Genomic DNA, 12,663 nt, shown 5'->3' with positions numbered 1-12,663 from the left:
GCCGCAGAGCGGCAAAAATTAGCCTGCTGCGACTGCGGTTTTCGAACCAACCGAACCGAACTTCTGACGGAACTTCTCGACGCGACCAGCGGTATCGACGATTTTGTGCTTGCCCGTGAAGAATGGGTGCGATTCAGCCGAAACCTCGATCTTCACCAGTGGGTATTCTTTACCGTCGTGGGTGATTTTTTCGCGGGTTTGGATGGTCGAGCGGGTAACGAATTTGAAATCGCACGACAGATCGTGGAAAACAACTTCGCGGTATTCTGGATGGGTATCGACTTTCATGGTCTTCTCTCTAGTTTGGTAGCCAAACAGCACTTCGTCGGTCGTCCTGCTTCTTGACCCGATTGCCGATCACTTGCCAGGGTTTAAAATAATGCAACCGTCGATTATATAGCGCTTTCGGGCGGACGGCAATAAAAAAGCCGCTCAGGGAGCGGCTTTCGAATGATGCTCAACGGAGGGCTGGGGTCAGACCCGTCGGGTCTGACCCCGAAAATCAGCCACCGCGTCTCATCATATCGAAAAACTCGGCGTTATTCTTCGTTGCTTTCATCTTGTCCAGAATGAACTCCATCGCCTCGATCTCGTCCATCGAGTACAGCAACTTGCGCAGGATCCAGATTTTTTGCAGCTCGTTCGGCTTGATCAGCAGTTCTTCGCGGCGGGTACCCGATTTGTTCAGGTTGATGGCCGGATAGACACGTTTCTCGGCCAGGCGGCGTTCCAGATGCACTTCCATGTTGCCGGTACCCTTGAATTCTTCAAAGATCACGTCATCCATGCGCGAACCCGTTTCGATCAGCGCCGTAGCGATGATGGTCAGCGAGCCGCCTTCTTCGATATTGCGCGCGGCGCCGAAGAAGCGTTTTGGACGTTGCAGCGCGTTCGCGTCGACACCACCGGTCAGGACCTTGCCCGAGGCAGGGATGACGGTGTTGTAGGCGCGTGCCAGACGGGTGATCGAGTCGAGCAAGATCACCACGTCTTTTTTCATTTCGACCAGGCGCTTGGCTTTTTCCAGCACCATCTCGGCCACTTGCACGTGGCGCGTGGCCGGTTCGTCGAAGGTCGAGGCGACGACTTCGCCGCGTACCGAACGTTGCATTTCGGTAACTTCTTCCGGGCGTTCGTCGATCAGCAGTACGATCAGGGTGATGTCCGGATGATTTGCCGTGATCGCATGCGCGATGTGCTGCAGGATCACGGATTTACCGGATTTCGGCGATGCCACCAGCAAGCCGCGCTGGCCTTTGCCGATCGGGGCGATCAGGTCGATGATGCGGCCGGTGATGTTTTCCTGGCCATTCATTTCACGTTCCAGGCGCAGCGGCTCGTTCGGGTGCAGCGGCGTCAGGTTTTCAAACAGGATGCGGTGTTTCGACATCTCCGGCGATTCGCCGTTGACCTTGTCGACTTTGACCAATGCGAAATAGCGTTCGCCATCTTTCGGGGTCCGTACCTCGCCCTCGATTGAATCGCCGGTGTGCAGATTGAAGCGGCGGATTTGCGAAGGGGAGATGTAAATGTCGTCGGTGGACGCCATGTAGCTGGCGTCAGGCGAGCGCAGGAAGCCGAAGCCGTCAGGCAGCACTTCCAGGGCGCCGTCGCCAAAAATCTGTTCGCCGGACTTGGCGCGTTTTTTCAGGATAGCGAACATCAGCTCCTGTTTGCGCAAGCGGGCTGCGTTGTCAATGTCAAGACCGATCGCCATCTCAAGCAGGGCGGATACGTGTAGGGCCTTTAGTTCGGATAAATGCATATGTGTTGAGTGTCCCGAGACGGGATGTAAAGGTAGGGGAGGGGACTGCGTGGCGTTGATTAATTATTGGGAAGGCTGTGCACGAATGAGGGCAAAGCCGCTTCCCGGTCGTTCCAGTCAGGCGGCGCTGCGGGCGCAGCGCTGCCCATCATACATTAAATGTTGCTGTCGACGAAAGCGGTCAACTGGCCCTTGGCCATGGCGCCCACTTTTTGAGCAGCTGCAACACCATCCTTGAACAGGATCAGGGTCGGGATGCCGCGGATGCCGAACTTGGCAGGCACTGCCTGGTTGGCGTCCACGTCCATCTTGGCGATCTGGATGCGGCCGGCGTATTCCTTGGCCACTTCTTCCAGGATCGGGGCGATGGCCTTGCACGGACCGCACCATTCTGCCCAGAAGTCGACCAGTACTGGCAACTCGGATTTCAGGACGTCTGCTTCAAAAGATGCATCGCTAATGTGTTTGATATTTTCGCTCATATTTTCCTCAAATGAGGGTGGGATCAATAATGCCTGGAATTAACCATACGCTGGTTCGCCATCCATGCTTCCTGGAATGCAGTTAGAAGATGGGGACAATGGGCACAAATTCAATGTTCTTGGAAGACGCGACCAGAGGTATGCAGGCGGGGATGGCTGAAATAATAACCCATTTTTTCAAAGCGTGGCGATTATTGCAGAAAAACTTGAGGCATATCGCCAGCATATCGCTCCTGCGCGCGTCGGCAGGGCGGCAAAGCCGCATGCCTGCTGGCCCGCAGCGTCGTGTCCGCCCTCCCGGCCGGCCTCCCCGCTCAGGCTCGCGTGCTGGCCAGACGCGCCGTGTGCTGCAGTTGCAAGTTCACCATGAGCTGCAATTCCGCGCTTTCCATCGGCTTGCGGAAGGTGCCCAATATATGCAGGCCGTTGGCCACAGCCAGGCGTTCGGCCGCCAGGCGCACGGCCGAATGCAGGCCTGACAGCAGGACCACGCCGCCACGGAAGCCGTTTTCAGCCGCCATGCGCAAGAATTCGATGCCGTCGATGTCGGGCATGGACAGGTCGCAGATCAGAAGGTCGGGCTGGTGCTGCTTCAGGGCAGCCAGCGCCTGTTCGCTGTGCGATTCGCAGCGAATGTCGAAAGGGCCCATTTGCTCGAGCATGTCGCTGAGCACGTCAAGCATGAAAACGTCGTCGTCCAGCAGCAGCACGCGCAACGGCGCCAGGCCTGCTTCATTGTGTTCCGGGCTTGCTTGGTTTGATACAGTGTTCATCGTCATGTCTTTCTGTTGATATGCATCGCTGTCGATGCCGATACCTTGCCGCAACCCAATTTGGCGATAGCTAATCGTCATTGGCAAAGCTGGTGTTATTCATGATTTGTTCGGTAATCTGTTCCAGCAGGGGCCACAGGCGCGCGACGATGCGCTGCGCCCGCTCCGCCTCGTCGGCCGGTTCGCCCGGCGCCAGGGTTTCCAGGTTGTGGCACAGGTCGGCGAGGCCCAGGGCGCCCACGGTGCGCGCCGACGACTTGATACGGTGCCCCAGTTCGCGCACCTGATGCACGTCGCCGCGCGCCAGGGCCGCGTCGATGTCGCCAAAGCCGTCCTGCGTGGTCTGCAGGAACTTGAAGGCGAACTTGCGCACCTTTTCAGGGTTGTAGCCCAGCAACTTGGCCAGGATGGAAAGGTCGATCACCTGCGGATCGCCCGCCAGGGTGGTCTTGAAGGCGGGCGCGGCGCGGCTGCGCGCCGGTGGTGGCGGCGTTTCGTGCGCCGGCAGCCAGCTGGCGATGGTCTGGTACATCATGGCCGGCTGGATGGGCTTGGAAATGAAATCGTCCATGCCCGCTTCCAGGCAGCGCACGCGGTCTTCGCTGGTGGCCGTGGCCGTCATGGCCAGCACGCGCAGGTGCGCCAGTTGCGGGTCGGCGCGGATGTGGCGCGTCGCTTGCAGGCCATCCATCAGCGGCATCTGCACGTCCATCAGCACGCAGTCGAACTGGGTCTGGCGCAGCAGGTCGAGCGCCTCTTCGCCATTGTTGGCCAGGCAGACGGAGGCGCCCGCTTCCTCCAGCAATTCCAGCGCCACTTGCTGGTTGAAAGTGTTGTCTTCCACCAGCAGGATGCGCGCATGCTTGAGCGTGCGCATCACCAGGGCCGCGTCGGCGCTGGCGCGCATGGCGGCCGCCGTCTGCACCATGCTGTCGAGCATGGCGGGCGCGGCCTGGTCGGAAATGCCCAGGTTGGCCGTGAACCAGAAAGTGCTGCCGGCGCCGGGACGGCTGTCGACGCCCACGTCGCCGCCCATCAGCTGCGCCAATTGCTTGCAGATGGCCAGGCCCAGGCCCGTGCCGCCATATTCGCGCGTGGTGGATGTGTCAGCTTGCTGGAAGGACTGGAACAATTTACTCATTTCATCCTGCGACAGGCCGATGCCGTGGTCGCACACTTCAAAGCGCACCAGGCAGTGTTTGGCGTCCGCCACTACCTTGCGCACTTTCACGGTAATGCTGCCCTGTTCGCTGAACTTGATGGCGTTATTGGCGTAGTTGATCAGCACTTGCCCCAGGCGCAGCGGGTCGCCCACGAGCACGGCGGGCAATTGCGGGTCGATTTCGAACAGCAATTCCAGGTTCTTGCCGGCGGCGCGCGGCGCCACCACCGTCATCAGGGTTTGCACCACGTGGTCGAAACTGAAGTTGACGCGCTCGATTTCCAGCTTGCCCGCCTCGATTTTCGAGATGTCGAGGATATCGTCGATGATGCCCAGCAAATGTTCTCCGGCGAAGCGGATTTTTTCCAGGTAGTCGCGCTGGCGCGGTTCCAAATCAGTTTTGAGGGCCAGATACGCCATGCCGATCACGCCATTCATCGGCGTGCGGATTTCATGACTCATGTTGGCCAGGAATTGTCCCTTCGCCAGGCTCGCTTCTTCGGCCACCTGCTTGGCCTGGTCCAGCTGCTCCGTGCGCTGCGCCACGCGCTCTTCCAGATGCTCATTGAGTTCGCGCAAGGCGCTTTCGCTGCGCTTGTGATACGTGATGTCCGTCAGGCTGGCCACGACCATGCCCACCTTGCCATACTCATCGCGGATGGCCTCGGTATTCACGGATAGCCACGACAGGCTGCCGTCGGGCTGTTGCACGCCCATCAGCACGTCGCGCATGGCGACACCCGTCGACAGGGTGATGTGCACGGGATGGCTGCGCTGGTCGAAGGGGGAACCGTCCTCGTGGATGGCTTGCCACAGGCTGTTGCCGGCCGGACTGGCCGCCAGCATGCGTTCGGCGGCGGCATTGCTTTCCAGGATGTGACCGTGGCTGTCCTGCACCACCAGGCCGTTCGTCACGGCGCCGAAGACGGACGCCATGCGCTGGCTCGAGTTCGACAGCGCGATCGACGCCTGGCGCCGCTCTGTGATGTCGGTAATCATCGCCAGCGTGCCACCCGGCTCGCCGTTGTCCGACTGGATGCTGGTGCTCGACAGCAAGCCCCACAGACTGGACTGATCCTTGCGGAAGAAACGGAAATCGACCTGGTCCGGCTGGCTGGCCTGGCTGCCGTGGCTGGCCAGGCGACGCTGCATCAGCAGCTGACTGTCGCGGTCCATGAAGTCGAGCAGGGGACGGCCCAGCATTTCCTGCACCGTATAGCCCAGCATGTGCGCCATCTTCGGGTTGACGAAAGTGGTCTTGCCGTTCGCATCCGTCATCCAGATGCCTTCGGCGGCCGTCTGCACGATCAGGCGGTAGCGTTCCGAACTGGCGTGCAGCGCTTCCTCGGCGCGTTGCCGCTGCGTCATGTCGCGCAGCGAGACGATGGAAAACACCTGGCCGGCCATGCGCAACGGCGACAGGCTGACCTTGGCGGGGAAGTGCGTGCCGTCGCGGCGGCGCGCCATCATCACCCGGCCTGGCAGGCTGTGCCGCCCTTGCGGGTCGCTCACGGATTGGCTGGTCGTGCTTTCCGGCACCAATTGCTCCAGCGACATGCCCGTCAATTCGGCCAGAGGATAGCCGAAGCAGCGCGCGCCGATCTGGTTGGCGTAATGCACCTTGCCCTCGACGTCGGCGACCAGCATGGCTTCGGGCGCCGCTTCCAGCAGCGAGCGCATGCGCGATTGTTCGTCCTGCTTGCGCTCACTGATATCGCAGACGATGCCGCTGGCTTGCGTGGCGGCGCCATCCGAGGCGCGCGACAGGACGGCGCCGCGCGCCAGCAGCCAGCGCCAGTGGCCATCGCTGTGCCGCAAACGGAATTCGCAATTGAAGGTGCCGGGCGCCTGGCCGTCGAGATGCTGGCGAAAGGCAAGGCTCAGGCGCGCCCGGTCGTCCCGGTGGACTTCGGCCAGCCAGTCGGCCAGTGCATGCTCAAGCCTGGCATGCTTGTCGCCCAACACGTCCTGGTACTGGGGCGCGAACTGCAGCCGGTCGGATTGGCGCCGCCAGGTCCAGCCGGCCATGGTGGCGCCGCGCAAGGCTTGCACGGCATCCTGTTCAGCCTGGGCTTGCGCGGGCTGGGGCTGGCGGCGCAACTGCTGGCGCAAGCGCCAGGCTTGCCAGCAAGCCAGTCCCGCCAGGGCGGTGGCACTGGCGGCAGCATACGGCCACAGCAGTGTCGGCCCCATGCCGTGCGCCGCCGCCTGCACCGGCAGCGAAAGCGCCATGCCTGCCGCCAGCATCGTACGAGCGAGCCGGCGCAGCGCACGGCGCCGTGGGCGACGTGCGCTGAAACTCGTGTGGCTGCAATACGACAAATGCATCCCTTTCTGGGGCGTGATTGGACTAGGCTGGCAGTACAAGAGGCGCGCTCAAATAAACGCCTGCGGCGCTTTCTGGCGGCAACTATAGCATCGAATATTTGCTCGGAGTATTTAAGTTCAGAAACGGCCAAAACGGGATTTTTTTTACCCCGGAATGGCTGTTTTTTTCGCGATTTGGTGAGAATTCGTGAGAAAGTTTGCGTGAAATCGTGCTATTCAATTGCGACGATAACTTTAGGTAAAACTTCCGGCGAACTGATAGCGGTGTCCCGGATGCCACATGGTGGCGATCGAGGCGATCTTGCCGCCCGAGCGCGTCTGGCGGCGCAGCACCAGGCATGGCTGTTTGGTGTCGATGGCCAGCATTTCGGCGATGTCGCGCGGCGCCGACAGCGCTTCGATGCTGTAGGTGGCGCCTTGCAAGGGCGCGGCGGCCATCAGGTATTCGTTCGGCGTGATGCTGGAAAAATCCTGCGTCATGTAGTCGGGCGCGCACTCGGGATTGACCCAGCGGTCTTCCACCTGGATCGGCACGCCATTCTCAAAATGCACGATCAGCGAATGAAACAGCGGGTGTTCCGGCGGCAGGCCGAATTGCTTGGCCAGTAAGTCGGAGGCTTTGGTGCGTTCCAGCAATTGCAAGCTGCTGCGGTGGATATGTCCGCGCGCCCGCACTTCATCGGCGATACTCTTGATTTCCAACAAGGTCGCCTGGTATTTTTGCTGCGCCACATAGGTGCCGGAACCCTGGCGCCGCGTCAGCACCTGCTCGCTGGTCAGTTCGCGCACGGCGCGGTTGACCGTCATGCGCGAGACGCCGAATTGCTTGACCAAGGCTTGCTCGGAGGGAATCACGTCGCCTTCCTTCCAACGGCCGGCGGCGATGCCGGCCAGCAGAAAATCCTTGATACGCTGGAAAATGGGCGTATTTTCTTGTGTATTGTGGTCGTCCAATGCGGTTTCTCCGGGGCGCGGGCAGGGCGCGCCGCCGGCTGGAGGCGCGATGGCCGATTTTAGCACCGAGCACGATGCCTGCCGCCAGCCTTTTTTTTGAATTCAAAAGCAAGCGCCGGAGTGTGGCGCGCATTGGCGCTGGCTATGCTGGTGACCTACTATTGACTTGCACGGAGTTTGCCATGGAACACGCTTATCTGACTGACGATGAACGCTGGGATGCCCTGCAGCGGCGCGCACCCGATGCCGACGGCGTCTTTTATTATTCGGTGCGCACGACGGGCGTGTATTGCCGGCCTTCCTGCGCCGCGCGCCCCGCCTTGCGCCGCAATGTGGCTTTCCACGTCAGTTGCGAGCAGGCGGAGGCGGCCGGTTTTCGTCCCTGCCTGCGCTGCAAACCCAACTTGCCGCCGCTGGCCCAGCGTCAGGCGGCCATCGTGGCCGATATCTGCCGTCTGATCGACGCCAGCGACGAGTTGCCTGACCTGGACAGCCTGGCGCAAGCGGCCGGCATGAGCCGCTTTCACTTTCACCGCGTCTTCAAGGCGCACACGGGCATTACGCCCAAGGCGTATGCGGCGGCGCGGCGCGGCGAGCGCCTGAAGGCCGGCTTGCAGGGCGCCGCGAATGTCACCGAAACCTTATATGCGGCCGGCTTCAATTCCAGCGGCCGCCTGTATGCGGCCACGCCGGGCTTGCTGGGCATGACGCCGGGCGCGTTTCGCGCCGGCGGCAGCGGCGCCGTGATCCGCTTTGCCATCGGCGCCTGCTCGCTGGGCGCCATCCTCGTGGCCAGCACGGACAAGGGTATTTGCGCCATTTTGATCGACGACGACCCGGAAGTGCTGCTGCGCGACTTGCAGGACCGCTTTCCCCGCGCCGAGCTGCGCGGCGCCGAGCCCGAGTACGAACAAACGGTGGCGCAAGTTGTCGGCCTGGTCGAGGCGCCGGGCCTGGGACTGGATTTGCCGCTCGACGTGCGCGGCACGGTGTTCCAGCAGCGCGTGTGGCAAGCCTTGCGCGAGATTCCCGCCGGCAGCACCGTCAGTTATGCCGAACTGGCGCGGCGCATCGGCGCCCCGCAAGGCGCGCGCGCCGTGGCCGGCGCCTGCGCGGCCAATGCGCTGGCCGTCGCCATCCCCTGCCACAGGGTGGTGCGCAACGATGGCGCCTTGTCCGGCTACCGCTGGGGCGTGGAGCGCAAGCAGGCCTTGCTGGAACGCGAGGGCGAACGATGAGGGCGCTGGACTGGCGCCAGATCGAGGATGAGCTGAATCAATACGGTTGCGCCGTCGTGCCGGGCTTGCTGAATCCTGCGCAGTGCGCGGCGCTGGCGGCGCAGTATGACGACGCGTCGCGTTTTCGCAGCAAGGTGGTGATGCAGCGCCATGGTTTTGGACAGGGTGAGTACCAGTACTGGGCCTATCCGCTGCCGGAGCCGGTCGCCGAGCTGCGCGCTGCCTTGTATCCGCCGCTGGCGGCCATTGCCAACCGCTGGCATGCCAGCATGGGCATCGATAGCCGCTTTCCTGTGGCGCACGGGGACTTCCTCGCGCGTTGCCATGCGGCGGGGCAAACCCGGCCCACGCCCCTGCTGCTGCGCTACCGCTCAGGCGATTACAACTGCCTGCACCAGGACCTGTATGGCGAGCATGTGTTTCCGCTGCAACTGGCGGTATTGTTGTCGTGCCCGCACGAGGATTTCACGGGCGGCGAGTTCGTGCTGACGGAGCAGCGCCCGCGCATGCAGTCGCGCGCAGAGGTCGTGCCGCTGGCGCAGGGCGACGCCGTCCTCTTTCCCGTCGCGCAGCGCCCCGTGAATGGCACGCGCGGCAGTTACCGCGTGAACATGCGCCACGGCGTATCGCGCCTGCGTTCGGGCCTGCGTCACACCCTGGGCATCATTTTTCATGATGCGAGCTGAACATCAGGTGCGACGCTTGAGTTTCCAGGATTACATGGCATGATGGCTGCTCCTTGTCACTCTTTCATTTCCGCCATGTCCGCGTTGCTTCGCCTGTTGTGCCTGTTGACCATTTTCCTGCTGCCTGCAGCCCATGCGGACGATGGCGTGCCAGCGTTCGTTGCGGAGGCTGCGTCTGTCGTGGCGCCAGCGCAAGCTGCGGCCGCCAGGACGGCGCCGCTGATGTTTGCCAACCGCAAAGTATTCGTCTTCCGCGCCGCGCTGGCCGGCTATCCGCCCGATGAGCGCGCGATCGGCGCGCAGCGCCGCCTGGAAGGCGTGCTGGCGAAGAACGGCCCCTTGCAGACGAGCACGCGCATGATTCCCGAAGGCACGCAAGTGCTGCTCGATGGCGTGCAGCTGTTCGTCGTCGTGCCTGGCGACGTCAACCAACTGGCCGGCGACACGACGGAAAGCGTGGCGAAAATGGCGGCCGGCGAGTTGAGCAAGGCCGTGCTCGATTACCGCGAGCAGAACAGCTGGCGCTACCTGGCGATCGCCGCCGCCGTCTGCGCTGCCGCCACCCTCGTGTTCTGGCTGGTGTGGCTGGGCCTGACACGCTTTTATCACTGGGCCAAGCGCCGCAGCGGCATCCTGCTGGCCTCGCGCCTGCGCGATGTGCGCCTGAAAAACGTGCGCGTACTCGACGCCGAGCATTACATCGCCTTCGCGTATCAACTGCTCAGCGCCGTGCTGTGGGGCTTGCGCCTGATGGCCACATATCTGTGGGCCGCCTTCGTGCTGGGCCGCCTGCCTTACACGCGTTCCTGGGGCGAAAGCCTGAGCGGCTACCTGTTCGACGTGGCCGCCGACGTCTTTCACGCCATCATCGGCGCCTTGCCGGGGCTGGTGCTGGTGTGCGTGATCTTCGCCATCGCGCGCCTGATCGCCGCCACGGCCGCTTCGCTGTTCAAGCGCGTGGAAAGCGGCGAATTGCAAATCGGCTGGCTGGACAAGGACACGGCCCTGCCGACGCGCCGCATCGCCAGCGTGGTGATCTGGCTGTTCGCGCTGGCCATGGCGTATCCGTATCTGCCCGGCTCGCACACGGCCGCCTTCCAGGGCCTGTCCGTGCTGGTGGGCCTGATGGTGTCGATCGGCGCGTCGAGCATCGTCGGCCAGGGCGCCAGCGGCCTGATCCTGATGTACACGCGCGCCCTGCGCAAGGGAGAATATGTGCGCGTGGGCGATAGCGAAGGCACGGTGGTCGACGTGGGCATGTTCGAGACGCGCTTGCGCACGGGCTTGGGCGAGGAAGTCGCCTTGCCGAACGCGTGGGTGATGTCGCAAACGACAAAGAACTATTCGCGCGCCCAGCCCGGCGGCGGCTTCGTACTCGATTCCACCGTCACCATCGGCTATGCCACGCCGTGGCGGCAAGTACACGCCATGCTGGAACTGGCCGCGTCACGCACGACAGAACTGTCGACCACGCCGAAACCGTACGTGATGCAGCTTGCGCTGCAAGATTACTACGTGCAATACCGCCTGGTCGCCTACGCCAGCGCCGAAGTCCCCCGCCAGCGCGCCGAAGTGCTGAACCGCTTGCACCAGAACATCATCGACGTCTTCAACGAATTCGACGTGCAAATCACCTCGCCACATTACATTGATGACCCGAAAGAATCGCACGTGGTGCCGCCGGAGGAATGGTTCAGGGCGCCGGCGAAGCGGGGGGAGGAATCGGGTCAAGTGGTGCCGCCCAAGCCTTGAATGCCCGGAGCGGTCGGTGCGTGATGGGTACAATGGCACGCGCTATCTTGGTTTTTCCTCGGGAGCGCAGGTTTGCTTGCCATTTGTCAGTTGAACCACGTGAAATCCACGGGGGGCGCCGTGAGCAGGCAAAAATCTGATCTGGCATGCTGGTACGTATATTTTGAATGTCCCGGTTGCAATGTTCTCGACCCAGGCCTGGCGTTAAACAAACCCCTCGGCCTTTCAGTTTTTTAGGTTTTTCGCACGTGCGGCGGTGATAAACTTTGCACTCTGTCATTCCTGTAGTCAAATGAAGATCATGATGCGTCAACGACTTAAACGGCTGGCGATAGCAATCGCTTTAACATCACTTGTTGGCTTTGGCTTGTGGTCGGGATACAGTTACCGCCAATATCAACAGCTCGTAGGATACATTGCGTCCGAAGCGAGAAATTCGATTGAGATGGGCCGCCAGTGCCGCGACCCGAATGAACCCGATTTTCAAAAGCCAATCCTATGTGGAAGCATGAAAGAGTCACGCGAAACCATTGACCGACTAATTCCTATTCGGGCGAGCCGTTTGGAAGATGCGTACCTAGGCTTGTGGCTGGCACTCGGACTACCGTTTACATCGTTTTTCCTCTTCTACGTGGGTAACTGGGTAATGTACGAAAAGCTAAAAGGCAGCCTGAAGTAGTCTTGCCTAATACCCTCGCCAGTTGTTACTGCTATGGAGATTTATGCGCCTTTACCACATGACTACCCTCAAAAATGCCATTGACTACATTCTGCCAGAACGCCGTATGCGGTTTTCACGATTCGATAACCTCAACGATCCTTTTGAGTTGAAGAGCATAAAGTTTGAAGGGCGTGATGGGAGATACATTTTCAAAAAGGTGCTCGAACACTACATCAAGAACGTGGGCCTCTTGTGCATGGTCGAACACTGGAAAAGCCCGCTTATGTGGGCACACTATACCCAGAACCATCAGGGCGTATGTTTGGGATTCGATGTGACGGATGAGGATATGCCCACTCAGATCACATACACCGAAGAACGGATGACTCACATCTTAGCCCCAAACGACCCGCATGGCGGCGTCACGTTTGACATGATGAAGGGACTTTCGACTACTAAGGCAAAAGGATGGTCTTACGAAGAGGAGTGGCGACTCCTTGGAGAGTTGAAGGAACCAGACCCTATCAATGGAAGTTTTTATCTACCGTTCAGTGAAACGTTTGCTCTTAGGGAAATCATTGTGGGATCACGATGCGAAGCTACAGTTGAGTCATTCCGAAAATATGTCGGTAAAGTGGACAAGTCCGTCACGATCATCCAGTCCCGGCCAGCATTCAAGACGTTCACAATCGTGCAGAAAAATGACGTTCCAGCCGTAGTCGTGATGCCGGGGGACGATAAACAAGGCAGATAGCCCGGAAGTAGAATACCGTCTGTTGGGCCCCGAACTATCAGACATTCGTTCTGATTTAATAGCAGGACCTTCCTAAGCGTCGTATGTAAACCATCGGTACTTGGCACT

The 12,663-nt window shown here is 60.9% G+C and carries 11 protein-coding genes; 5 read left to right on the top strand and 6 right to left on the bottom strand.

What is annotated here, in order from left to right; all coding sequences use genetic code 11:
• Nucleotides 1–18: 18 nt before the first annotated feature.
• The 6 genes from ACQ4WY_RS11580 to hutC all read right to left on the bottom strand — a co-directional run bounded on the left by ACQ4WY_RS11580 (nucleotide 19) and on the right by hutC (nucleotide 7,464).
• The gene (locus ACQ4WY_RS11580) at nucleotides 19–288 is read right to left on the bottom strand and encodes a type B 50S ribosomal protein L31 (protein WP_034746247.1); all 270 of its coding nucleotides are present in this window, start codon (nucleotides 286–288) and stop codon (nucleotides 19–21) included.
• Between the two features lie 214 nt (nucleotides 289–502).
• On the bottom strand, nucleotides 503–1,765 hold the full coding sequence (gene rho, locus ACQ4WY_RS11575; protein ID WP_034746249.1) for a transcription termination factor Rho: 1,263 nt from the start codon (nucleotides 1,763–1,765) through the stop codon (nucleotides 503–505).
• A 155-nt stretch (nucleotides 1,766–1,920) separates the two neighbouring features.
• Nucleotides 1,921–2,247: a thioredoxin TrxA gene (trxA, locus tag ACQ4WY_RS11570; RefSeq protein WP_034780502.1), complete on the bottom strand. Its 327-nt coding sequence runs from the start codon at nucleotides 2,245–2,247 to the stop codon at nucleotides 1,921–1,923.
• Between the two features lie 314 nt (nucleotides 2,248–2,561).
• Nucleotides 2,562–3,020 carry a response regulator gene (locus tag ACQ4WY_RS11565; protein WP_436504102.1) on the bottom strand — a complete coding sequence of 153 codons (459 nt, stop codon included), beginning with the start codon at nucleotides 3,018–3,020 and terminating at the stop codon, nucleotides 2,562–2,564.
• 70 nt (nucleotides 3,021–3,090) lie between these two features.
• Nucleotides 3,091–6,414 (bottom strand): PAS domain S-box protein, encoded by a 3,324-nt coding sequence (locus tag ACQ4WY_RS11560; protein ID WP_436504101.1) that lies wholly within the window; start codon nucleotides 6,412–6,414, stop codon nucleotides 3,091–3,093.
• A gap of 330 nt (nucleotides 6,415–6,744) precedes the next feature.
• Nucleotides 6,745–7,464 (bottom strand): histidine utilization transcriptional repressor HutC, encoded by a 720-nt coding sequence (hutC, locus tag ACQ4WY_RS11555; RefSeq protein ID WP_034746253.1) that lies wholly within the window; start codon nucleotides 7,462–7,464, stop codon nucleotides 6,745–6,747.
• 182 nt (nucleotides 7,465–7,646) lie between these two features.
• Between hutC and ada the strand changes: the two genes are divergently transcribed.
• The 5 genes from ada to ACQ4WY_RS11530 all read left to right on the top strand — a co-directional run bounded on the left by ada (nucleotide 7,647) and on the right by ACQ4WY_RS11530 (nucleotide 12,555).
• A complete protein-coding gene (ada, locus tag ACQ4WY_RS11550; RefSeq protein ID WP_436504099.1) occupies nucleotides 7,647–8,702 on the top strand; it encodes a bifunctional DNA-binding transcriptional regulator/O6-methylguanine-DNA methyltransferase Ada in 1,056 nt (351 codons plus the stop codon).
• On the top strand, nucleotides 8,699–9,388 hold the full coding sequence (locus ACQ4WY_RS11545; protein WP_436504098.1) for a 2OG-Fe(II) oxygenase: 690 nt from the start codon (nucleotides 8,699–8,701) through the stop codon (nucleotides 9,386–9,388). Before ada ends, ACQ4WY_RS11545 begins: the two co-directional genes overlap by 4 nt.
• A 75-nt stretch (nucleotides 9,389–9,463) precedes the next feature.
• On the top strand, nucleotides 9,464–11,140 hold the full coding sequence (locus ACQ4WY_RS11540) for a mechanosensitive ion channel family protein (protein ID WP_436504097.1): 1,677 nt from the start codon (nucleotides 9,464–9,466) through the stop codon (nucleotides 11,138–11,140).
• A 292-nt stretch (nucleotides 11,141–11,432) separates the two neighbouring features.
• Nucleotides 11,433–11,819, top strand: coding sequence for a hypothetical protein (locus ACQ4WY_RS11535; protein WP_436504096.1), 387 nt, complete (start codon nucleotides 11,433–11,435; stop codon nucleotides 11,817–11,819).
• Nucleotides 11,820–11,877: 58 nt separating this feature from the next.
• Nucleotides 11,878–12,555, top strand: a complete 678-nt coding sequence (locus ACQ4WY_RS11530) for a DUF2971 domain-containing protein (protein WP_436504095.1) — start codon at nucleotides 11,878–11,880, stop codon at nucleotides 12,553–12,555.
• The last annotated feature ends 108 nt before the right edge of the window (nucleotides 12,556–12,663 follow it).

This window comes from Janthinobacterium salmonicoloratum (genome assembly GCF_051380845.1).
Lineage (GTDB): Bacteria > Pseudomonadota > Gammaproteobacteria > Burkholderiales > Burkholderiaceae_D > Janthinobacterium > Janthinobacterium lividum_F.
Note: the sequence above shows the minus strand (reverse complement) of the source record. Positions and strands in the feature narration are given on the sequence as shown.